Source organism: Acidovorax sp. 56, assembly GCF_002749705.1.
GTDB lineage: Bacteria > Pseudomonadota > Gammaproteobacteria > Burkholderiales > Burkholderiaceae_C > Acidovorax.
On sequence record NZ_PEEV01000001.1, the window covers coordinates 998,580 to 1,020,245 of the forward strand.

The 21,666-nt window shown below is 64.2% G+C and carries 16 protein-coding genes; 5 read left to right on the plus strand and 11 right to left on the minus strand.

The window, feature by feature from the left end; genetic code table 11:
• Nucleotides 1-111 precede the first annotated feature (111 nt).
• A complete protein-coding gene (locus CLU88_RS04300; protein ID WP_099655532.1) occupies nucleotides 112-2,157 on the plus strand; it encodes an ABC-F family ATP-binding cassette domain-containing protein in 2,046 nt (681 codons plus the stop codon).
• A gap of 453 nt (nucleotides 2,158-2,610) precedes the next feature.
• On the opposite strand, the gene CLU88_RS22690 is transcribed toward CLU88_RS04300, so the two are convergent.
• The 4 genes from CLU88_RS22690 to CLU88_RS04315 all read right to left on the minus strand — a co-directional run bounded on the left by CLU88_RS22690 (nucleotide 2,611) and on the right by CLU88_RS04315 (nucleotide 6,998).
• The gene (locus tag CLU88_RS22690; protein WP_143225945.1) at nucleotides 2,611-2,934 is read right to left on the minus strand and encodes a hypothetical protein; all 324 of its coding nucleotides are present in this window, start codon (nucleotides 2,932-2,934) and stop codon (nucleotides 2,611-2,613) included.
• 137 nt (nucleotides 2,935-3,071) lie between these two features.
• Entirely contained in the window at nucleotides 3,072-3,809 is a 738-nt protein-coding gene (gene phbB / locus CLU88_RS04305) for an acetoacetyl-CoA reductase (RefSeq protein WP_099655533.1), read from the minus strand.
• 206 nt (nucleotides 3,810-4,015) lie between these two features.
• Complete coding sequence (locus CLU88_RS04310; RefSeq protein WP_099655534.1) at nucleotides 4,016-5,194, minus strand: acetyl-CoA C-acetyltransferase; 1,179 nt, start codon at nucleotides 5,192-5,194, stop codon at nucleotides 4,016-4,018.
• A gap of 103 nt (nucleotides 5,195-5,297) precedes the next feature.
• Nucleotides 5,298-6,998, minus strand: coding sequence for an alpha/beta hydrolase (locus tag CLU88_RS04315; protein WP_099655535.1), 1,701 nt, complete (start codon nucleotides 6,996-6,998; stop codon nucleotides 5,298-5,300).
• Between the two features lie 104 nt (nucleotides 6,999-7,102).
• Between CLU88_RS04315 and CLU88_RS04320 the strand changes: the two genes are divergently transcribed.
• On the plus strand, nucleotides 7,103-7,429 hold the full coding sequence (locus CLU88_RS04320; protein WP_099655536.1) for a hypothetical protein: 327 nt from the start codon (nucleotides 7,103-7,105) through the stop codon (nucleotides 7,427-7,429).
• Here the strand turns inward: CLU88_RS04320 and CLU88_RS04325 are convergent.
• From CLU88_RS04325 to CLU88_RS04335, 3 genes are all read right to left on the minus strand, one after another.
• Nucleotides 7,349-8,266 carry a polyphenol oxidase family protein gene (locus CLU88_RS04325; RefSeq protein ID WP_233205369.1) on the minus strand — a complete coding sequence of 306 codons (918 nt, stop codon included), beginning with the start codon at nucleotides 8,264-8,266 and terminating at the stop codon, nucleotides 7,349-7,351. The genes CLU88_RS04320 and CLU88_RS04325 overlap by 81 nt on opposite strands.
• Complete coding sequence (gene maiA, locus CLU88_RS04330; RefSeq protein WP_099655537.1) at nucleotides 8,263-8,931, minus strand: maleylacetoacetate isomerase; 669 nt, start codon at nucleotides 8,929-8,931, stop codon at nucleotides 8,263-8,265. Before maiA ends, CLU88_RS04325 begins: the two co-directional genes overlap by 4 nt.
• Before the next feature lie 77 nt (nucleotides 8,932-9,008).
• Nucleotides 9,009-9,389 carry a MarR family winged helix-turn-helix transcriptional regulator gene (locus tag CLU88_RS04335; RefSeq protein ID WP_233205370.1) on the minus strand — a complete coding sequence of 127 codons (381 nt, stop codon included), beginning with the start codon at nucleotides 9,387-9,389 and terminating at the stop codon, nucleotides 9,009-9,011.
• A 283-nt stretch (nucleotides 9,390-9,672) separates the two neighbouring features.
• Between CLU88_RS04335 and CLU88_RS04340 the strand changes: the two genes are divergently transcribed.
• The 3 genes from CLU88_RS04340 (at nucleotide 9,673) to CLU88_RS04350 (ending at nucleotide 11,565) form a co-directional block, all read left to right on the plus strand.
• On the plus strand, nucleotides 9,673-10,368 hold the full coding sequence (locus CLU88_RS04340; RefSeq protein ID WP_099655539.1) for a fumarylacetoacetate hydrolase family protein: 696 nt from the start codon (nucleotides 9,673-9,675) through the stop codon (nucleotides 10,366-10,368).
• Between the two features lie 164 nt (nucleotides 10,369-10,532).
• Entirely contained in the window at nucleotides 10,533-11,084 is a 552-nt protein-coding gene (locus CLU88_RS04345; RefSeq protein ID WP_099655540.1) for an NUDIX hydrolase, read from the plus strand.
• A gap of 58 nt (nucleotides 11,085-11,142) precedes the next feature.
• Nucleotides 11,143-11,565, plus strand: a complete 423-nt coding sequence (locus CLU88_RS04350) for a hypothetical protein (RefSeq protein ID WP_143225946.1) — start codon at nucleotides 11,143-11,145, stop codon at nucleotides 11,563-11,565.
• 132 nt (nucleotides 11,566-11,697) lie between these two features.
• On the opposite strand, the gene CLU88_RS04355 is transcribed toward CLU88_RS04350, so the two are convergent.
• The 4 genes from CLU88_RS04355 to smc all read right to left on the minus strand — a co-directional run bounded on the left by CLU88_RS04355 (nucleotide 11,698) and on the right by smc (nucleotide 21,416).
• Nucleotides 11,698-14,163, minus strand: coding sequence for a penicillin-binding protein 1A (locus tag CLU88_RS04355; RefSeq protein ID WP_099655542.1), 2,466 nt, complete (start codon nucleotides 14,161-14,163; stop codon nucleotides 11,698-11,700).
• A 199-nt stretch (nucleotides 14,164-14,362) separates the two neighbouring features.
• Entirely contained in the window at nucleotides 14,363-16,495 is a 2,133-nt protein-coding gene (ligA, locus tag CLU88_RS04360; protein WP_099655543.1) for an NAD-dependent DNA ligase LigA, read from the minus strand.
• A gap of 145 nt (nucleotides 16,496-16,640) precedes the next feature.
• A complete protein-coding gene (locus CLU88_RS04365; RefSeq protein WP_099655544.1) occupies nucleotides 16,641-17,789 on the minus strand; it encodes a cell division protein FtsZ in 1,149 nt (382 codons plus the stop codon).
• Nucleotides 17,790-17,891: 102 nt separating this feature from the next.
• Nucleotides 17,892-21,416 (minus strand): chromosome segregation protein SMC, encoded by a 3,525-nt coding sequence (gene smc / locus CLU88_RS04370; RefSeq protein WP_099655545.1) that lies wholly within the window; start codon nucleotides 21,414-21,416, stop codon nucleotides 17,892-17,894.
• Nucleotides 21,417-21,666: the final 250 nt, after the last annotated feature.

Sequence of the window (21,666 nt, forward strand, 5' to 3'; positions counted from 1 at the left end):
AGGGTTACGGGCCACCCTTTTTTGCGTCGGTTGCCCCTTTACGGCAGCCTTTAGGCCCCAGCTTCTTAACGCCACCCGCCCCGTGCGGGTGCGCTTTTTTCTGAACTCCGGATGATCACCCTCAAGAACGTTACCTTGCGACGCGGCGCCAAAGTCGTGCTCGACAGCGTTTCCGCCACCATCAACCCTGGCGAAAACGTGGGCCTCGTAGGCCGCAATGGTGCAGGCAAGTCGAGCCTGTTTGCCTTGCTCAGCGGCAAACTCCATGAAGACGGCGGAGACTTCCACATCCCCAGCAGCTGGCGCATGGCCGAGGTGGCGCAGAACATGCCCGAGACCGACCAATCGGCCACCGACTTTGTGCTGGAGGGCGATACCCGCCTGGCCGAAGTCCAACAACAGTTGCTCGACGCGGAAGCCAGCGACGACGGCATGGCCATCGCCCATGCCTATTCAGACCTGCACGACGCCGGCGCCCACGATGCCGTAGCACGTGCACAGGCATTGATTTTGGGCCTGGGCTTTCGCGTCAGCGAACTGGACCATCCCGTCAACAGCTTTTCGGGTGGCTGGCGCATGCGCCTGCAACTGGCCCGCGCACTGATGTGCCCCAGCGATTTGTTGCTGCTGGACGAGCCCACCAACCATTTGGACTTGGACGCCCTCGTCTGGCTTGAAGCCTGGCTCAAGCGCTATGCAGGCACCATGATCGTGATCAGCCATGACCGCGAATTTCTCGATGCCATCACCAACGTCACCCTGCAAATCCAGCAGGGCGAGTTGAACCGCTACGGCGGTAATTACAGCAAATTTGAAGAGTTGCGTGCCCAGCAGCTCGAATTGCAGCAAGCCAGCTTCGCCAAGCAGCAAGAGAAGATGGCCCACTTGCAGAAGTTCATCGACCGCTTCAAGGCCAAGGCCAGCAAGGCCAAGCAGGCGCAAAGCCGCGTCAAACAACTCGAACGCATGGAGAAGATTGGACCGGTGCTGGCCGAAGCCGACTTCACCTTTGAGTTCAAGGAACCGGCCAACCTGCCCAACCCGATGCTGGCCATCAGCGATGCATCGTTCGGCTATGTGGACGACGAAGGCACGCCCACCACCATCCTCACGGGCGTCAACCGCTCCGTGCTGGCCGGTCAGCGCATTGGTATTTTGGGCGCCAACGGCCAGGGCAAATCCACTCTGGTCAAAACCATCGCCCGCACCATGAAAGCCCTGGGCGGCAGCGTAACCGAAGGCAAGGGCCTGAACATCGGCTACTTTGCCCAGCAAGAACTAGACGTGTTGCGCCCCAGCGAAAACCCGCTGGAGCACATGATCCGCCTGGCCAAGGAACTGGGGGCCGACGCCAAGCAACCCAGCCGCGAGCAAGATCTGCGCAGCTACCTGGGCACCTTCAACTTCACGGGCGACATGGTCAAGCAAGCTGTAGGCACTATGAGCGGGGGCGAAAAAGCCCGCTTGGTGCTGGCCATGATCGTCTGGCAGCGCCCCAACCTGCTGCTGCTGGACGAACCTACCAACCACCTGGACTTGGCCACCCGCGAAGCCCTGGCCATGGCCCTCAACGACTTTGACGGCACCGTCATGCTCGTCAGCCACGACCGGTCGCTGCTGCGCTCGGTCTGCGAAGACTTCTGGATGGTGGGCCGTGGTGTCGTGGGACCCTTTGACGGCGATCTGGACGACTACCAGCGCTACCTGCTGGAAGAATCCAAGCGCCTGCGCGAGCAGGCCCGCCTGGATGAGGTGGCTGCACGCTCTGTGGCGGCCACAGCACCATCAACCCCTGCACCAGTGCCCGAAAAGACCGCCGCAGTGGCCAAGCCCCCCGCAGCCCAACCACCGGCGACAGCCCCTGCAGTGCGCGACAGCAAAGAGCAACGCCGCCTGGATGCCCAAACCCGCCAGCAACTCGCAGACAAGGCTCGCCCCTTGAAGAAAGAGCTGGAGCAAATCGACAAGCGGCTGGCGGCACTGTCTGCCGAACGCGCAGACCTGGAAGAACGCCTGACACAACCGCTGCCCCCTGCAGAGATTGCAGACTGCGGTAAACGGCTCAAACAAGGAAACGATGAAACCCAGGCGCTGGAAGAACGGTGGCTGGAAGTTTCTGGGGCCCTTGAAGAAATGGGCGCCACCAGCACACTGTAATGTGCAATAAAGTGTATATTTTTTGCGATCATATCGGGCTCTATCGCTTACCTATTCAGCGTAGAGCGCTACATTTTTTATAGCAGCCCCATCCATCGCAAAATCGTTGCATTTTTTTGCAGAATGGCGTCAACCTGCACTGCGGCGAGTGCGTTGTTGGTCTATCACAGGAGTTTTCCAGTATGAACCGCACCGCAATCTTGACCGCTTGGCCCGACGACGAACGCGATCGCAAACGCGCCCCGGCGCGCTGCTGAAGCGTTATGCGGCCCCTCACAGGACCGCTTTGCACCTGAACCTCCCCCTTCATTCCTTAAACCCCGCTCTGCGGGGTTTTTTATGTCTTACCGCCCAGCTGCCTTAAAAAATATTGCAGCAGCCTGTCAACCCAAGGTAAACGGTGTGCGTTGTAGGTCTATCTCAGGAGTTTTTCTCGTATGAACATCACTGCAATCACCACCGCTTGGCCCGACGACGAACGCGATCGCAAACGCGCTCCAGCCCGTTGCTGAAGCAGGATACCGCTCCCAAGAACGGATGCATTTTCAGATTACCTCCTTTCAAAACCCCGCTTTGCGGGGTTTTTTCATGGGCAGATGCGATGTCATTTTTCTGGATTGACCTGTCAACCGTCTGTTTCTGAGCCGCGTTAAAGACCCATCTAAGGAGCTTTTCAGCATGACAACCACCGCAATTTTGAACGCCTGGCCTGACGATGAGCGTGATCGCAAGCGCGCTCCAGCCCACGCTTGACAACGAAAGTGCATCAATCCGCATGCGGTGTCATCTAAGCGCCCAATAAAAAACCCCGCTGAGCGGGGTTTTTTATTGGGCGCTTTGCCCTACAGCTTAGGCGATGGCTGTGGGGTTCACTCAAAGAGCAAATCCATACAGCACGCCCACTAGCATCGGCTTTAGCCCATGTGCAAGCCGCCATTCACGGAGAAGTCGGCCCCCGTGGCGTAGCCGCCCTCTTCCGAGGCCAGCCAGGCGATGATGGACGCGATTTCGCTGGGCTCACCCAGGCGCTTGACGGGCACGGTGGCCACAATTTTTTCCAGAACGTCCGGGCGAATGGCCTTGACCATGTCCGTACCGATGTAGCCAGGGCTCACGGTGTTCACCGTTACGCCCTTGGTGGCCAACTCTTGCGCCAAGGCCATGGAGAAGCCGTGCATGCCCGCTTTGGCTGCAGAGTAGTTGGTCTGGCCTGCTTGGCCCTTCTCGCCATTCACGCTGCTGATATTGATGATGCGGCCCCAGCCCTTTTCCACCATGTCGGCAACCACTTGCTTGGTCACGTTGAACATGCTGTTGAGGTTGGTTTCGATCACCGCATCCCAGTCTTCGCGGGACATTTTCAAGAACATGCGGTCACGGGTGATACCTGCGTTGTTCACCAGCACATCGATGGTGCCGTGCTCGGCCTTGGACTTGGAAAAGGCTTCCACAGTGGAATCCCAATCGCCCACATTGCCCACCGATGCGTAGAACGAGTACCCCAGAGCCTTTTGTTCTGCCAGCCATTTGCCATGGTCGCGTGTAGGGCCACAGCCAGCGATGACCTTGAAGCCATCTTTGTGCAAACGCTGGCAGATGGCGGTGCCAATGCCGCCCATGCCACCGGTTACATACGCTACTTTTTGGCTCATGCGATTTCTCCTTGTGTTAGTGATCTGCCTCGCACCACTCTACCCAAGATTTATGTGCTCCCAGTGCAGGTAAACACTGGGGCATGTGGTCTTTTTGAAAAAAAGCACGGAAACAGCTGAGCCGTCGCATGGCTACAACGGGCACGAAAAAGGCCGCGCACCTTGCATGGTGCGCGGCCTTGACACGATCAAGCCAGTCGAAGAACTTAGCGTTCCAGCGCCAACGAAACCCCCATGCCACCGCCGATACACAGTGCGGCCAAGCCCTTCTTGGCGTCACGGCGCTGCATTTCATGCAGCAGCGTCACCAGGATGCGGCAGCCAGAGGCACCAATGGGGTGGCCAATGGCGATGGCGCCGCCGTTGACGTTGACCTTGGCAGGGTCAATGGCCAGTTCTTTGTTGACGGCGCAGGCTTGCGCAGCAAACGCCTCGTTCAGCTCAAACAGATCGACATCGGCTGCATTCCAGCCCGCGCGTTGCAGCGCCTTGCGCGATGCGGGCACAGGGCCCATGCCCATGGTGGCGGGGTCCAGGCCGCTGGTGCCGAAGGCGGCAATGCGGGCCAGGGGTTTGAGGCCCAAGGCCGCAGCCTTTTTGGCGCTCATCACCACGACAGCGGCAGCGCCATCGTTGATGCCAGAGGCATTGCCCGCCGTCACGCTGCCAGCCTTGTCAAAGGCGGGGCGCAGGCCGGCCAGGGCTTCAGCGTTGGACTTGCGGTTGATGAACTCATCGGCATTGAACAGAATCGGGTCGCCCTTCTTCTGCGCCAGGCTCACGCCCACGATTTCATCGGCAAATTTGCCTGCGTCTTGCGCCGCTGCTGCCTTTTGCTGGCTGGCCAGGGCCAGGGCGTCCTGCATGTCGCGGGTGATGCCGTATTGCTTGGCCACGTTTTCGGCGGTGATGCCCATGTGGTATTGGTTGTAAACGTCCCACAGGCCGTCCACGATCATGGTGTCCACCATCTTCCAGTCGCCCATGCGCTGGCCGTCGCGCGAGCCATTGAGCACGTGGGGCGACAGGCTCATGTTTTCCTGGCCACCCGCCACCACGATCTCACTGTCGCCCCAGGCAACGGCCTGGGCCGCCAGCATCACGGCCTTCAGGCCGGATCCGCACACGGCGTTGATGGTCAGTGCTGGAGTTTCCTTGGCAACGCCCGCCTTCATCATGGCTTGGCGCGCAGGGTTCTGACCCACGCCAGCGGCCAACACCTGGCCCATGATGACTTCACCAATCTGATCTGACGACAGCCCGGCGCGTGCGATGGCTTCACGGATCACCACAGCGCCCAGCTCCGTCGCAGGCGTCTTGGCCAAAGAACCACCAAACTTGCCCACCGCAGTGCGGGCAGCAGAAACAATAACGATGTCTTCCATGAAAGTCCTTTCTAGGTGAATAGGTGCACAGGCTGCGGCGGCAATTCAACGCTGCCGCAACCTGCGGGGGGTGTCTCGGTGAATATTCTCGCAGCCCTTCAAGTCAGGACTTTTGCTTAACGTAGCGGCCCGGCGCGGGCTCGATGGCCTTGAACTTGGCGCCCTTGCCATAGGCCTTGGGGGCCGCAACCTGCTTGCCCGCATGGGCCTTGAGCCATGCAGACCAGTCGGTCCACCAGCTGCCCGGGTGCTCGGTGGCGCCGCTGAGCCATTGGTCCAACGTGGCGGGCAGCTTGCCGTCGGCACATATCCAGTGGCTGCGCTTGTTTTTGGCGGGGGGGTTGATCACGCCAGCGATGTGCCCCGACGCGCCCATGACAAAACGCTTTTTGCCTGGAAGCACCTGGGTGGAAGCATAAGCTGCGTTGATCGGCACGATATGGTCCTCGCGCGAGCCGTAGATGTACACCGGAAGGGTGAGCTGCCCCAGGTCCATCTTCTCCCCACACACGGTGAGCTTGCCGGGCTGCACCAGGTTGTTTTCAAGATAGAAATTACGCAGGTACCAGGCGTAAAACGGACCGGGCAGGTTGGTGCTGTCGCTGTTCCAGTACAGCAAGTCAAACGGCGGCGGCGTTTCGCCCTTGAGGTAGTTGCCCACCACGTAGTTCCAGACCAGGTCATTGGGGCGCAAAAAGCTGAAGGTGGACGCCAAATCCTGCCCCTTCATCAGCCCACCCTGGCCCATCTGCATCTCTCGGAACTTCACGAAGGCTTCATCAATGAACACATCCAGGATACCGGTGTCGGTGAAGTCGATCAGCGTGGTGAGGAAGGTGGCGCTGGCCACAGGCTCTTGCCCCCGCGCCGCCAGCACGGCCAGGGCATTGCTCAAGATGGTGCCCCCCACGCAAAAGCCCAGCGCGTTGATCTGCTCGGCCCCGGTGATGCTCTGCACCACGTCGATCGCAGCCATGGCGCCGTCTTCCACGTAGTCGTCCCAGGTCTTGTGGGCCAGCTCGTCATGGGGGTTGCGCCAGCTCACCACAAAGGTGCGGTGGCCCTGCTCTACGGCATAGCGGATGAGCGAGTTGTCGGGCTGCAGGTCGAGAATGTAGAACTTGTTGATGCAAGGAGGCACCAGCAAGAAGGGCCGCTCGTACACCTTGGCCGTGAGCGGCTTGTATTCAAGCAGTTGGAACAGCTCGTTCTCAAACACCACCGCGCCCTCGGTGGTGGCCACATTGCGCCCCACTTCGAACAGACTTTCGTCGGTCATCGACACATGGCCCTGGCGCAGGTCGTGCAGCAGGTTCTGCATGCCTTTGGCAATGCTCTCGCCCTTGGTCTCGATGGCTTTTTTCTGCGCCTCGGCATTGAAGGCCAGGAAGTTGCTGGGGGCCATGGCCGCCATCCACTGCTCCACGCCAAAACGGATGCGTGCCCGGGTTTTTTCGTCGCCTTCCACCGCGTCGGCCAGACCCATGAGGGTGCGCGCGTTGAGCAGGTAAGCGGCGGCTGAAAATGCCGCCACCGGGTTGCTGGCCCAGCCCTCACCGCTGAAGCGGCGGTCTTTCACCTCGGGCGTGCCTTGCAGGCTTTGGGCCCACAGCGCCTGGGCTTCTCTCATGTACTGATCTTGCAGCGCCTGCAGCTTGGCAGGGGCCAACTGCACGGAAGGCGCCTTGCCCGGAACGCCCCCTAAGTCCAGGTGCTGGAAGGATTGCAGTGCCTTGGCCCAGCTGTCTCCAAAGATCTGTTGGAATTGCTGGGCGCTTTGGGCCCAGAGTGCTTCAGAATTCATGCTGCTTCCTCAAAGGTTAGTCAGTCGCACGGGGCTTTGAAGTCATTGTTGCCCACTGCCTGGGGCATGGCAACCCGCATTCAGCGTTTCACCCACATACACCAATGTACCTTGTCCTTATTGCCTGGCTTTACGTCACCCTGATGATGGCGGTGGCCGAGGCCAGCAGCCCCACGGGCACCCTGTTTGGCGCCATCATGACCTTTGTGCTGTATGGCCTGCTGCCCATGGGCATCGTGGGCTACATCATGGGCACGCCATCGCGCAAGCGGGCCATCAAGGCGCGTGAGATGGCAGAGCAAGCGGCCTATGAAGAGGCCCAGGCGCGCAAATCTGAGGAGGCAGCAGCTTCAGCTGCGCCAGATGCAAGCGGCCAGCCGCCCGCTGCCGCCGAGCACCGCAGTGTCCCGCCGGTGCGAAAAGAACCGTGACGACTGCGTGACGGTGCACCAGCCTGGGCTGCTGTCATTGCCATAGATGGCCGTGATACCCAGAGCCTGCAAGCGCAGGCGAGCCAGCGCAGCCAGATCGGCCAGCCACTTACCAGGCTGGGTGGGCGACGGGGCAAAACAGGTGGTGTATTGCGGCGCGTGGGCACAAAACGCCTCACGCACTTCAGCACCCACCTCAAACGCACGGGGCCCAATGCACGGGCCCAGCCAGGCCAGGGTGTCAGCAGCCACTGCAGCAATCCCAGCCCCATCATTTGCTACATTTTTAATAGCTGCCTGCGCTTTTTGATTAAGCGCTAGCGCCGTATTTTGTTCAAAAACGGAGCGCATGGCAGATTCCAAAACCCCCACCCCACCCTGCCCCGCCAGACCACGCCAACCCGCATGGGCAGCGGCCACCACCAAGCCGCTGCGGTGGGCCAGCAGCACGGGCAGGCAATCGGCCACCATGATGGTGCAGACCACGCCCGGGTCGGTGGCCACGCAGGCATCGGCCTCGGTGCCATCGGGAGTGGATTCGCTCAGTGCAGCCACCGCTGTGCCGTGCACCTGGCTCAAGAAAACGGGGCGGGCCCCCGGTGTGCGCGGGGCCAGAAAAGCTTGCAGCCGGGCGCGGTTGGCTTGCACGGCCTGCGGGTCATCGCCCACGTGGCTGCCCAGGTTCATGCTGGCGTAAGGCCCCTGGCTCACCCCGCCCGTGCGCGCCGTGCACAGGGCATGCACACCGGGCGGCGCAGGCCAGTCGGGCACCAGCCAGTGCTCGGGCAGGGCCCATGCAGCAGGCTGCGTGGGCACAACGTCCGTTGCGCGCGTCACGCCGCGTTGTCCGGGCAGGCCGAGGGCTGGGCTTGCTGAAATGCGGGCAAAGCCATGCACGCATCAAACGCCGCCATGGTCAGCGGCAAGCCGTCCAGGTTCACATCAAAGCGCTTGCCGTTGAAGATCTGCGGCACTAGGCAGCAGTCGGCCAGGGTGGGCGCATCGCCCCAGCAATACACCGACGGGGCCAGGCCAGCGGCAGCGCGCTCAGTGGCCAGCAGCACCAGTTGGCGCTCAAATGCCTCCAACCCCTGGCGCACCCAGTGGCGGTACCAGGTGGTCTTGGCGTCTTCGTCTGCGCCCAGGGTGCCGGTCAGGTACTTGAGCACGCGGGGGTTGTTCAGCGGGTGGATCTCGCACGCCACCATTTGCGCCAGGGCGCGCACGCGGGCACGCGCCAGCGGGGTGCTGGGCAGCAGGGCGGGGCTGGGGTGCAACTCTTCCAAGTATTCCATGATGGCCATGGACTGGGGCAGCACGGCGCCCTCGTCCGTCACCAGCGCGGGCACCAGCGCATCGCCCACCAGGCTGGCATAGGCCGGGTCGCGGTGCTCGCCGCGCAGCAGGTGCACCGGCAGGTAGTCATACGGCAGGCCCTTGATGTGCAGCGCAATGCGCACACGGAAAGAGGCCGAAGAGCGAAAGTAGTTGTAGAGCTTCATGGTGAGTGGCCCATCGACAGGCAACAAAAGACGAAAGAAGGCGCGGTGGCGTGGACCGTCGCGGGGCGGCAGGCCTATCAGGTTGCGGAGGCTGCGCCCCCCAGCAGGTTGCCGCTGAACACCAGCTTGGTCAGCAGCGCATTGAGCTGGCGTTGCTCTTCCGGCGTCAGGGGCGCCACCAGGCGCTCTTGCACCCGCTGGGCGGCGGGGCGCATTTTCAGCACGGCGGCTTCGCCCTCGGGGGTGATCCACAGCAGCTTGCGGCGGCGGTCCTGGGTGTCGGGCTCGCGCCGCACCCAGCCGCGGGCCTCCAGGCGGCCAATGACCGAGCCCGAGGTGGCCGCATCAAACGCCACGCGAGCAGCCAGTGTCACCTGGTCTTCGCCTGGCTGCTCCAGCAGCGCATGCAAGATGGCGAACTGCACAGGGGTCACATCAAAATCAGCGGCTTCTTCCATGAAAAGCGCCACCGACCGCTGGTGCGCCCGCCTGACCAGATGGCCTGGCGCGGTGTGTAAATCGAAGCTCTTGGGCATGCGCGCGAGTGTAGCGCCCCACCCTGGTGGCGATAGCCGCCCACAGCGGTGGCCCAAGCCCACTGCGAGGCTCGGGCGACAGCAAGCCAGCGCAGCCCGTGGCACACTGCAAAGTCCTTGCAAACGACATGGCTGCAGCCCATGCTTTGCCCCCGTTTTTAGACCGCATTCAACACACAACCAGCAATAACCAGGAAAGGCAGACATGAGCTACGTATTTCAACCGGCCGCCGTCACCAGCGTGCCCGTGGTGGGCAGTGGTGCACAGTTTCCCGTGCACCGCATTTATTGCGTGGGCCGCAATTACGAAGAGCACGCCAAAGAGATGGGCTTCACCGGCCGCGAGCCGCCCTTCTTCTTCATGAAGCCTGCCGACGCCATCGTGTACACCGCCCCCGGCGAAACCACGCCCCTGCCCTACCCCAGCCTCACGGCCAACCTGCACCATGAGATCGAACTGGTGGTAGCTATCGGCAAAGGCGGCAAGAACATCGCCGCAGCCGATGCCCTGCAACACATCTACGGCTACGCCGTGGGCCTGGACATGACCCGCCGCGACCTGCAAAACGACATGAAAAAGCAAGGCCGCCCCTGGTGCATTGGCAAAGGGTTTGACCACAGCGCCCCCATCGGCCCCATCACCCCCGCAGCGCAGGCGGGCGACGTGGGCCGGGCCGCCATCTGGCTGCAGGTCAATGGCGCAGACCGCCAGCGCAGCACCGTGGCCCAGCTGATCTGGAACATTGCCGAAACCATCGAGCACCTCTCCACTGCTTGGGAGCTGCAGCCCGGCGACCTCATCTACACCGGCACCCCCGAAGGTGTGGGCGCCGTAGTGACCGGCGATGTGCTGGAAGGTGGCGTAGACGGCCTGGGCAGCATCCGCCTGAAGCTGGTGTAAACCAGCCTGGGGCTGGCAGCGATTTTGAAGCGCCACGCCAGCCCCCATGCGTGCAGCCAGGCCGGCCTGCGCAGCGCATCCCTTTGCCTATGGCACTACATATTTCATAGCTGGCAGCGCTTATTCAACGAGCGCTGCGGGCCGATTTGATTCAAAATCCCCGCATGACCTTTCGCAGCCCCATCAAACACTGCCGCAACTGCGGCACCGCCGTGGTGTACCGCCAGCCCGACGATGGCGACACCAAGCTGCGTGCCGTGTGCCCCGCCTGCCACACCGTGCATTACGAAAACCCGCTGAATGTGGTTGGCACCGTGCCCGTGCTGGCTGATGGCCGCGTGCTGCTGTGCAAGCGCAACATCGAGCCGCGCTGGGGCAAGTGGACGCTGCCCGCAGGCTTCATGGAGCTGGACGAAACCACCGCCCAAGGCGCCGCCCGCGAAACCGACGAGGAAGCCGGTGCGCAGATCGAGATGGGCCCTCTCTTCAGCGTGCTGAACGTGCCCCGCGTGGGACAGGTGCACTTTTTCTACCGCGCCAGCTTGCTCAGCGAGCAGTTCAACCCCGGCTTTGAAACCATCGAAGCGCGCCTGTTCACCGAAGACGAAGTGCCGTGGGACGAGATTGCCTTTCGCACCGTCAAAGAAACACTGCAGGCCTACTTTGCCGACCGCAAAGCCGGCGCGTTTGGGCTGCATTGCATTGACATTGAGTGAGAGGCTGCGCGTGCCCATGCGCTACACCCATAGCATCATGGTGAAACAGGCATGGGTTATGGCAGGCTTGGCGATCCATGCCTTCGCCAGTGCCGCTACTCCCTGCACAGGCATAGACCGGTCACTCTCGGCAGCCCAGCAGCGCAACTACGCAGCGGCCATAGAGCAGCACCTCAACCAGCAACTGGGCCCTGAGGTGCAGCAGAAAATCACCACGGCGCCGCAAGACATCCGGCAGGTTTTTCGGCTGGGCACATGGCATATCGTCTACGTCCACACCCACGTGTCTGACGAACCCTTTTTGTTCTACCCGCAGCCACCCGACAAGGCCGCAGCCTACGTCACCGCCTGGGCTGGCAGTGCTGCCTCTGACGAGGCTCCCAGCATTCGCGCTTGGCTGCGCAAGAACGCGCCGGGCATCCCACCAAAGCTGGCCCGGTGTTTTGCATGGCAGGTCACCGCAGCCAGGGACGTGCAGTGATCGGGTGCAGGCCTAAGAACCTGTTCAAAGCACCAGTTCATAGAACGCGTTCAAGAGACACGTACACCTCCTCACACCATCAACAGCGCGGTTGAGAAGGGCGCAGCGTGCAACACCAGCGCGGCGGCGCCCTCACTGGTCTCCGTCGCGCGCGGGCCGCTCGGTAGCTGAAGGCACTACCACCCCAGGCACCGGGTTGGCGGCCGCCTCGGTCGGCGTCAGCGGCACCTGGCCGCCAAACACGGCACCACCCTGCCCCCCCTGACCACTTTGCCCTCCCGTTGCGCCAGTCCCTGGTGCGCCCGGTGTGTACGGATCGCCATCACGGATCACTGGCGGCAGTGACCCAGGGGGCATGGGCTGAGACGGCTGCGGAACAGGGTCCGTCCCCACCTCGGGCGGCGGCGGCACATCGCGGCCAAACAAATCGCGCACCCAGCTGCGCACGCCGTTCATGGCATCGCCCAGCACGCTGGGGGCTTCTTCGTCGATAAAGCGGTCGCGGCCGTCCAGGGTGTTGGTGCGGAAGGCCTGCTGCAAAAATTCGCCCACCATGGGCAGCGCGCTGTGGGCGCCCTGGCCCCAGTAGTCGCTGCGCAGGGTGATGCGCCCATCGTTAAAGCCCACCCAGGCACCCGCCACCACGCGGGGGTTCAGGGCGATGAACCAACCATCGGTGTTGTCTTGCGTGGTGCCGGTTTTGCCCGCCAGGTCAGCGCGCAGGCCGTAGCGGCTGCGCAGGGCTGCGCCCGTGCCCCGATCGATGGTGCCGCGCATGGCGTTGCGCAGGGTTTGCGCGGCCTGCAGGGGCATGGCCTGCTCGGGTGCGGGCGGCGCAAAGGTCTGCAGCACCTTGCCGTGGCGGTCTTCAATGCTGGTGATGAGGATGGGCTCGATGTAGCGGCCTGCGTTGGCAATGCTGCTGTAGGCCGTGACCATTTCGCGCAGGGTGACGGGGCTGGTGCCCAGGGCCAGCGATGGCACTTCTTCGAGCTTGCTTTCGCGCACGCCCATGGCGCGGGCCAGCTCGGCCACACGCTGGGGGCCCACCTTGTACATGACCTGGGCGGTGATGGTGTTCTTGGAGAACGCCAGGCCGTCGGCCAGCGTCATGGGGGCGTTGCTGGGCGCACCGCCATCGGTGGGGCGCCACACCTGGTTGCCGCCCAGCGGAATCTCCACCGCCTCGTCCATCAGCTCGTCGGTGGGCAGCGCGCCTTGCATGAAGGCCGCGCCGTACACAAAGGGCTTGAAGGTGGAGCCGGGCTGGCGGCGGGCGGCCTGCACATGGTCGAACGGGTCGGCCGCAAAGTCGCGGCTGCCCACCCAGGCCAGCACATGGCCGGTGACCGGGTCCATGGCCATGAAGCCGGCCTGCACGCGGGTTTTCTCCTGCTTCAGCGCGGCCATGAAGCGGCTGTCTGCCAGCAAGGTTTTGAGGGCCTCGTCCGGCGGCGCGCCTTCGGCCAGCGCGTTGCGGTAGTCGTTGGTCTCACGCACCAGCGTGTGCACCAGCTCGCTCTTGGGGTTCCAGCCGTTGCGGGCCGACCAGGCATTGTCGGCAATGCCTTGCAATTGGCGGCCTTGGCGCGCCACGGCCTGGTTGGCCATGGCCTGCAGGCGCGAGTCGATGGTGGTGCGCACGATGAGCCCATCGGCATGCAGGCTGTAGCCATTGGCATCGGCCCAGGCAATGAGCTGCTTGCGCAACTGCTGCGCAAAGTGCGGGGCCAGGCCCATGGCCTCGGTCTGGCGCTCAAAGTCGATGCGCAGGGGGCGCTTTTGCAGGGCGGCCAGCTTGTCTTGCTCCAGCTTGTCGCGCTTGACCATTTGCGCCAGCACGATGTTGCGCCGCGCCTGCGAGCGCTCGGGCTGCGTCACGGGGTTGTAGTAGGCCGTGCCCTTGAGCATGCCAATCAGCGTGGCACTCTCGAGCAAATTGAGCTTGTCGGCCGACTTGTCGAAATACGTGCGAGCGGCCATTTCGATGCCGTAGGCGTTGTACAAAAACGGCACGGTGTTGAGGTAGGTCTCCAGGATTTCGTCCTTGGAGTACGCCCATTCGATCTTGAAGGCGGTGATGGCCTCCTTGAGCTTGCGCGTGAGGGTGCGCGAGCGGCCGATTTCTTCCGGGAACAGGTTGCGCGCCAACTGCTGCGTGATGGTGGAGCCGCCCTGCGGATCGCCCCGCAGCGTGTGCAGCACCGACGACGCGGTGCGCCGGAAGTCCATGCCCGAGTGCTCGTAAAAGCGGTGGTCTTCGGTGGCAATCAGGGCGTTGACCACGTGGGGCGAGATGCGGTTCAGCGCCACCCATTCGCGGTTGGCCCAGCGGTACTCGGCCAGCACCTTGCCGTCCACCGACAAGAGCTGCGCGGGCCGCTCGGTCTTGGCCTTGGTGATGTCGGCAATCGACGGGGTGAACGGGATGAGCAGCAGCGTGTACACCGCCAGCAGCACCGGCAGGGCCAGCACCAGCCAAAGCCAGGTGCGCCAGCTGCGGGGCTGGAAGCGGCCCCAAAGGGTGCGCAGGGTTTGCAGCACCCAGCGCGCCCCAGCCAGCAGGCCCGTGCGCAATGTGGAGAGAAAACGGAGCATGGTTCAGTTCAGCCCGGATGGGGCTGCGCGATAGAGGGAGATAGGGGATGCGCCAAGGAGCGCCCTGGCTTCGACAGGCTCAGCCCGAACGGTGGGGAGTCAGCGGGATCGTCGCATGGGGGCCAGGTTGCACAGCCAAGGCGCGCCAAGCCATGTGGACACGGCCTGATCGCGGCCCAAACAGCATAAGCCGCCACACTCACGCGGCACCGCCCTCGCCCGCACCGGCCAGCAGCGCCAGCATGCCTGCCTCGTCCAGCACAGGCACGCCCAGCTCCTCGGCCTTGGCGAGCTTGCTGCCGGCCTCTTCCCCTGCCACCACGTAGCTGGTCTTTTTGCTGACCGAGCCCGACACCTTGGCGCCTGCGGCTTCCAGCATGTCTTTGGCCGCATCGCGGCTGAGCGTGGGCAAGGTGCCCGTCAGCACAATGGTCTTGCCCGCCAGCACCTGCGGGCCCCGTTCGGTGGGTGCCCCCTCAGGCCAGGTCACGCCGCAGGCGCGCAATTGCTCCACCACCTCGCGGTTGTGGGGCTGCTGGAAGAAGGTGTGCACGCTGCGCGCCACGATGGGGCCCACATCGGGCACTTGCAGCAGTTGCTCCTCGGTGGCAGCCGATGCGGCGTCCACCCCCATCAGCGCATCGAGCGTGCCAAAGTGCTTGGCCAGGTCTTTGGCAGTGGACTCGCCCACATGCCGAATGCCCAGCGCAAACAAAAAGCGCGGCAGCGTGGTTTGCTTGGACTTTTCCAGCGCGGCCAGCAGGTTCAGGGCGGATCGGTCGGCCATGCGCTCGAGCATCACCAGGGCGCTCAGGCCCAGACGGTACAGGTCGGGCAGCGTGCGGATCACGTTGGCATCCACCAGCTGGTCCACCAGCTTGTCGCCCAGGCCCTCCACATCCATGGCGCGGCGGGCGGCAAAGTGCAGGATGGCTTCCTTGCGCTGGGCTGCACAGAACAGGCCGCCTGTGCAGCGGTGGTTGGCCTCGCCTTTTTCACGCACCACCTCACTGCCGCAAATAGGGCACTGCCGGGGCATACGGAAGTTGTGGACATAGGCTGGGCGCGGGCCGGATGCCATCACACCCACCACTTCAGGAATCACATCGCCCGCACGGCGCACGATGGCGGTGTCGCCCACGCGCACCTTCTTTTTGCGGATCTCGAACACGTTGTGCAGCGTGGCGTTCGTCACCGTCACACCACCCACAAACACCGGCGCCAGGCGTGCCACGGGCGTGAGCTTGCCGGTGCGGCCCACCTGGATGTCGATGCCTTCGACCTTGGTCGCCATCTCCTGAGCGGGGTACTTGTGCGCCACGGCCCAGCGCGGCTCGCGGGTCTTGAAGCCCAGGTCGCGCTGCAACTGCAGTGAGTTGACCTTGTAGACCACGCCGTCGATGTCATACGGCAGCGCATCGCGGCTGGCGCCCACCTGCTGGTGAAACGCTACCAATTCCGTAGCGCCTTGCGCAATCTGCACCTGCGCTGCGACCGGAAACCCCCAAGATTTCAGGGTCTGCAGCATCTCGTAATGCGTGCGAAACACCGGCCCGCCCTGGTCAGGCGGCGTGATGGCTCCCAGGCCGTAGGCGAAAAAGCTCAGCGGGCGCTGGGCAGTGATGTTCGAATCCAGCTGGCGCACCGCCCCCGCAGCGGCGTTGCGCGGGTTCACAAAGGTCTTGCCGCCCTGCTCGCGCTGGCGCTCGTTCAGGGCATCAAAGTCGGCCCGGCGCATGTAGACCTCGCCACGCACTTCCAGCACCGGGGGCACGCCCTCGGGCAAGCTCAACGGGATCTGGCGAATGGTGCGGATGTTGTGCGTCACGTCCTCGCCCACCTCGCCGTCACCCCGAGTGGCGGCCTGCACCAGGCGGCCGCGCTCGTAGCGCAGGCTCATCGCCAAGCCATCAAACTTGGGCTCAGCCACGTATTCGATGGCGGGGTCGGCCTCGCTCAGCCCCAACTCGCGCCGCACGCGGGCATCAAACGCCTGCGCGCCCGTGGCCTCGGTGTCGGTCTCGGTGTGGATGCTGAGCATGGGCACCACATGGCGTACCGAGGCCAGCCCCTCCATCACCGCGCCAATCACGCGCTGCGTGGGCGAATCGGGGGTCAGCAGGTGCGGGTGCGCGGCCTCCAATGCCTGCAGCTCGCGGAACACGCGGTCGTATTCGGCATCGGGCACAGTGGGCTCGTCCAGCACGTAGTACTGGTGCGCCCAGTGGTTGAGCTGGGCGCGCAATACGGCAGCTTGCGCTTCAAAATTGATAGCTGCTTGCGCTTGATTGGCGGGCGCTGTAGCCGAAAAAAGGTCAAAGCTCTCGGTCATGATGGGCAATCGGCTTGGTAAGGCACGGTGCCTGCAAAAGGCGCGGCAAGCGCCAGAGACACCGAGCAAGGGCCGCCCCGCAGCAAAGGTGTCGTCCCCCTGGAGGGGGAAGACGCCGAAGGCGGCTCAGGGGGTGTTTCATGTCCTAACTGAACAACCGCCGCGCCAGCACCGACCCTGCCGACAAATCGCGCGCATCGAGCTGGTCATACAACAGCTCCAGGTCAGCGGCAATCGGGTCCATGGCCATGGCGGGCAGGGGCTGGCCGTTTTGGTCGCACAGCACGCCGTCCATGGCCTGGGCCAGGGCGGCGCCGACGTCGCGCAGGCGGGCAAAGGGTTGTTCGGTACGGTGCACCTGGGCCACGTCCAGGCTCAGGCTGATGTCGCGGATGGCGGACTGGTCTGGGTCGTCGGCCAGGGCGGCCTGCGTGTCGTAGCCCAGGGTGAGCACGGGCGGCAGGCCCGGCGCGCTGGCGGGCAGCACCAGGCGCCCGGGCATGGAGCCCACCACAAAGCCCACACGGGCGGCGTTTTGCAGCAGGTAGCCAGGACTCCAGGCGGCCTGGCGGGCGCGCAGCATGAACATGAGTTGCGCGTCGTGGTCGCTGGCGAACTGGTCCAGCTCGCGGGCGCGGGCCACTTCCTGCAGCATGTCGGGGAAGTCCGGGGCAGCGTTGATGGCGTCGGCAAAGCCTTGGGCCTTCATCACGAATTCGGAAAACTCGATCTCGTTGAGCGCGCCCATGCGGTTGGCCAGTTGCACACCGGCCTGGAAGCTGCGGTAGCGCTGGCCGGGCGCGGGGGTCTCCCACTGCTGCGTGGCGTCGTTCAGGCCTTCAATGGCGAAGGGCTTGCTGCCCGCGCGGCGCGTGGGGGGCAAGGCGACCAATGCGGCGTCGCCAGACACGAGGTGCTCCAGTTGCAACGCAGCGATGACGTCGATCAGCGGGTCCAGCCCCGGGCGGCGCTCCAGCGTGGGCAAAGGGGCGGGCATGCGCAGGGCATCGTCCGCGTCCACGGCGTGTTCGTGGGGTTCAGGCCCTCGGTCCAGGCCCGCATAGCTGGCAACGGCGTCCGGGCCCAGGTCTGCGTCCAGCGATGGCTCGTGACGCAGCGTGGGCTCGGTCAGGGCGTCGCCCGCACCGGGTGTGGATGCGTGGCTGCCGTGGGCGTCCGGTGGCAGGGCTTTTTTGGGTGCGTTGCGGTGCAGGGTCCAGGCGTTGTAGGCCACGATGGCCGCCAGCACCAGCCCACCGGTGATTGCCAGACTCAGTAACAGGGATGAGTTCATGGGGTCAGTTCAAATCGATAGGACTTGCACAAGCGGGGATGCAGCACGGGCCTTGCTTTGCGGCAGGCCGGTGGACTGAGCCTTGTTGTGCGTCCGTCATGGTCAAGCATCGGCCATGGACAGGGCGGACTCCATGTCCACCGCCACGATGCGCGAGACGCCTTGTTCCTGCATGGTCACGCCGATCAGTTGCTCGGCCATTTCCATGGCGATCTTGTTGTGGCTGATGAACAGGAACTGGGTGCTTTTGCTCATGCTGGAGACCAGCTTGGCGTAGCGTTCGGTGTTGGCATCGTCCAGCGGCGCGTCCACCTCGTCCAGCAAGCAAAACGGCGCGGGGTTGAGCTGGAAGATGGCAAACACCAGCGCAATCGCCGTGAGGGCTTTTTCACCGCCCGAGAGCAAGTGAATGGTCTGGTTCTTTTTGCCGGGCGGCTGCGCCATCACCTGCACACCCGAGTCGAGGATTTCATCGCCGGTGATGATGAGCTTGGCCTGCCCGCCGCCGAACAGCTCGGGGAACATGCGGCCAAAGTGCCCGTTCACCGTCTCGAACGTGCCCGACAGCAACTGGCGTGTTTCGCCATCGATCTTGCGGATCGCGTCTTCCAGCGTGTTCATGGCCTCGGTCAGGTCGGCCGTTTGCGCGTCGAGGAACACCTTGCGCTCGCGCGCCAGGTTCAGCTCATCGAGCGCGGCCAGGTTGACGGCGCCCAGCGCGGCGATCTCGCGGTGCAGGCGGTCGATTTCGCCTTGCAGGCCTTGCATGCGCACATTACCATCGGCAATGGACTGGGCCACGGCCTCCAGGTCGGCCTGGGCGTCGGTCAGCAGCGTGGTGTATTGCTCCAGGCCCAGGCGCGCAGCCTGTTCCTTGAGCTGGAAATCGGTGATGCGCTGGCGCAATGGGTCGAGCGCGCGTTCGAGCTGCATGCGGCGCTCGTCGCTGCCGCGCAGCTTGGCAGTCAGGTCGTCGTATTCGCTGCGCTGGGCGGACAGGGCTTTTTCGCGCTCCATCTTCAAGTCCAGCGCCTGCTGCAGGCCGCCCTTAGCCGCGGCGTCTGACAGGCGGGCCAGCTCATCGCGGGCGCGCTGTTGCTCGTCGGTGAGCGCGGTGGCCTGCTGGGTGGCGGTTTCGATGGAGCGGTTCAGCTCGGCGCGGCGCGCTTCCAGGCTGCGCTGCGAGAAGGTGGCCTCTTGCACCTGGCGCTCGAGCATGCGCTGCTGCTCGCGGCAGGCGTTCAGCTTGCGCTCGGTCTCGATCACGCGGTCGCCCAGCTGGGCCTCGCGCTCCTGGCTGTCGGCCAGTTGCATGTCCAGCTCTTCAAAGCGGGCCTCGGCGGCCACGCGGCGCTCTTGCAGGTCGGCCAGCTGGGCTTCCACCTCGGCAATGTCGGCGCCAATTTGCTCGCTGCGCGCACGGGTCTGCTCGGCCAGTTGCGTCAGGCGCAGGGTTTCGACCTGCAGCTCGTGGGCGCGGCTTTGGGCCTCGGTGGCCTCGCGGCGGGCAGACACCAGGCGCTGCGATGCGTCGGCGTAGGCGGCTTCGGCGCGGACCAGCGCGGTGCGTGATTCGTCGGCAATCAACGCCTGGGCGCGCAGTTCTTTTTCCAGGTGCTCAATTTCTTGGGCACGCGCCAGCAAGCCCGATTGTTCGGAGTCTTGCGCGTAAAAGCTCACGCTGTGGCTGCTGACGGCGTGACCCGTGGGCACGTAGATCACTTCGCCGGGCGGCAGGCTGGCGCGGCGGTTCAGGGCTTCGTCCAGCGTCTGGGCAATGGTGCAGCCCTGCAGCCAGTCGGTCAGCACGGCGCGCAGGCTGGCGTCGTTGATGCGCAGCAGGTCTGCCAGGCGGGTGTGCGTGCCCGTGGGCTCGGGCACACCGGCGGCGGGGGCGCTGTAGAAGGCCAGGCGGGCCGGGGGCGCATCGCTTTCGTTCGAGCCGAGAAAGCCGCGCACCATGTCCAGGCGCCCTACTTCCAGCGCGCCCAGGCGTTCGCGCAGGGCGGCTTCCAGGGCGTTCTCCCAGCCGGGCTCGATGTGGATGCGGCTCCACAGGCCCTGCATGCCATCGAGGCCGTGCTTGGCCAGCCAGGGGCGCAGCTTGCCGTCGGTCTTGACCTTTTCCTGCAGCGCCTTGAGGGCTTCCATGCGGGCCGACAGGTCGGTCTGGCGGGCGCTCTCGGTGTTCACGTCTTGCTGGCGGGCGCGGCGGTCGTCGTCCAGCTGGGGCACGCTTTCTTGCAGCTCGGCCAGGCGGGCTTCGGTGGTTTCTGCAAGTTCCTGCGCGGCTTCGAGCTGGCTGCGCAGGTTGATGAGGCGGGCTTCGTCAGGCGCGGCCAGGGCGTTGCGGTCGGTGCGCAGGCGCTCGTAGCGGGTATCAAGCTGGCGGCTTTGTTCGTCAATGCTGCGCTGCTCTGCGGCCAGCACGCCAATTTGCTGCTGCACCTGCACCACGCTGGCACGCTGCTCGCTGGCACGGCTTTGGGCCTGGCGCAGGGCTTCTTCCAGGTCGGGCAGCTGCATGGCCTGCTCTTCCATCTGGGCGGCCAGCAGCTCGGCGCGCTCTTCGGCGTCTACGCCCGCACCGGCCAGGTTTTCCAGCTCGATGTCGGCCTCTTCCTTGCGCGACTGCCACTGGGCGATCTGCTCGGCCAGGGTGACGAGGCGCTGCTCGACGCGCACACGGCCTTCGACCACGTAGCGGATCTCGGCTTCGAGCCGCCCCACTTCGGCTGTGGCCTCGTACAGCTTGCCTTGCGCCTGGTTGACCTGGTCGCCCGCAGCGTAGTGCGCCTGGCGGATGGTTTCGAGGTCGGATTCGACAGCGCGCAGGTCGGCCATGCGCGATTCGAGGTCGTTCACGGCCTGCAGGCCATCAAGGCGCACCTTGGTCTGCTCGGCCTCGGCGTCGGCGCGCTTCAAGAACCACTGCTGGTGCTGCTTGAGCGTGGCGTCGGCGTTCAGCGCGTTGTATTTGGCGGCCACCTCGGCCTGCTTTTCGAGCTTTTCGAGGTTGGCGTTCAGCTCGCGCAGGATGTCTTCCACCCGCGTGAGGTTTTCGCGCGTGTCGGCCAGGCGGTTTTCCGTCTCGCGGCGGCGCTCTTTGTATTTGGAGACCCCAGCTGCTTCTTCGAGGAACAGGCGCAGCTCTTCCGGGCGCGATTCGATGATGCGGCTGATGGTGCCCTGCCCGATGATGGCGTAGGCGCGTGGCCCCAGGCCCGTGCCCAAAAACACGTCCTGCACGTCGCGGCGGCGCACGGGCTGGTTGTTCAGAAAATAGCTGCTGGTGCCGTCGCGGGTGAGCACGCGGCGCACGGCCACCTCGCCGTATTGGCCCCACTGGCCGCCTGCGCGGTGGTCGGAGTTGTCAAACACCAACTCCACGCTGGCGCGGCTGGCCTGCTTGCGGGTGGTGGTGCCGCTGAAGATCACGTCCTGCATGCTCTCGCCGCGCAGCTCGCTGGCCTTGCTCTCGCCCAGCACCCAGCGCACCGCATCCATGATGTTGGATTTGCCGCAACCGTTCGGGCCCACCACGCCGACCAGTTGCCCGGGCAGCATGAAGTTGGTGGGTTCAGCGAACGACTTGAAGCCGGAGAGCTTGATGGAGGTAAGACGCACGGGTCAGGCAGATGGGGCTGGGGGCAAGGACAACGGCGAAAACGGCGCGCACAACGCCAATGGCGCTAAAAAATGGCTCCCCAGGAAGCTGCAGGCGACCTGGGCAGGCCCGGATGATACCGCGCCGCAAGGGGCTGGCCGGTGGCGCAAGGCCCGCCTGGGGCTGCGCCATGGCGCAGTGCAACATGGCTGGGCAATATTTCAATCAAAATACGGCTCTAGCGCTTGATAGATAAGCGCTGGCAGCTAT

Excerpts from the sequence above, each read along its gene's own strand:
- CLU88_RS04300 (WP_099655532.1), top strand. The coding sequence starts at position 112 with ATGATCACCCTCAAGAACGTTACCTTGCGACGCGGCGCCAAAGTCGTG.
- CLU88_RS22690 (WP_143225945.1), bottom strand. The coding sequence starts at position 2,934 with ATGCGGATTGATGCACTTTCGTTGTCAAGCGTGGGCTGGAGCGCGCTT.
- phbB (WP_099655533.1), bottom strand. The coding sequence starts at position 3,809 with ATGAGCCAAAAAGTAGCGTATGTAACCGGTGGCATGGGCGGCATTGGC.
- CLU88_RS04310 (WP_099655534.1), bottom strand. The coding sequence starts at position 5,194 with ATGGAAGACATCGTTATTGTTTCTGCTGCCCGCACTGCGGTGGGCAAG.
- CLU88_RS04315 (WP_099655535.1), bottom strand. The coding sequence starts at position 6,998 with ATGAATTCTGAAGCACTCTGGGCCCAAAGCGCCCAGCAATTCCAACAG.
- CLU88_RS04320 (WP_099655536.1), top strand. The coding sequence starts at position 7,103 with ATGTACCTTGTCCTTATTGCCTGGCTTTACGTCACCCTGATGATGGCG.
- maiA (WP_099655537.1), bottom strand. The coding sequence starts at position 8,931 with ATGAAGCTCTACAACTACTTTCGCTCTTCGGCCTCTTTCCGTGTGCGC.
- CLU88_RS04335 (WP_233205370.1), bottom strand. The coding sequence starts at position 9,389 with ATGGAAGAAGCCGCTGATTTTGATGTGACCCCTGTGCAGTTCGCCATC.
- CLU88_RS04340 (WP_099655539.1), top strand. The coding sequence starts at position 9,673 with ATGAGCTACGTATTTCAACCGGCCGCCGTCACCAGCGTGCCCGTGGTG.
- CLU88_RS04345 (WP_099655540.1), top strand. The coding sequence starts at position 10,533 with ATGACCTTTCGCAGCCCCATCAAACACTGCCGCAACTGCGGCACCGCC.
- CLU88_RS04350 (WP_143225946.1), top strand. The coding sequence starts at position 11,143 with ATGGCAGGCTTGGCGATCCATGCCTTCGCCAGTGCCGCTACTCCCTGC.
- CLU88_RS04355 (WP_099655542.1), bottom strand. The coding sequence starts at position 14,163 with ATGCTCCGTTTTCTCTCCACATTGCGCACGGGCCTGCTGGCTGGGGCG.
- ligA (WP_099655543.1), bottom strand. The coding sequence starts at position 16,495 with ATGACCGAGAGCTTTGACCTTTTTTCGGCTACAGCGCCCGCCAATCAA.
- CLU88_RS04365 (WP_099655544.1), bottom strand. The coding sequence starts at position 17,789 with ATGAACTCATCCCTGTTACTGAGTCTGGCAATCACCGGTGGGCTGGTG.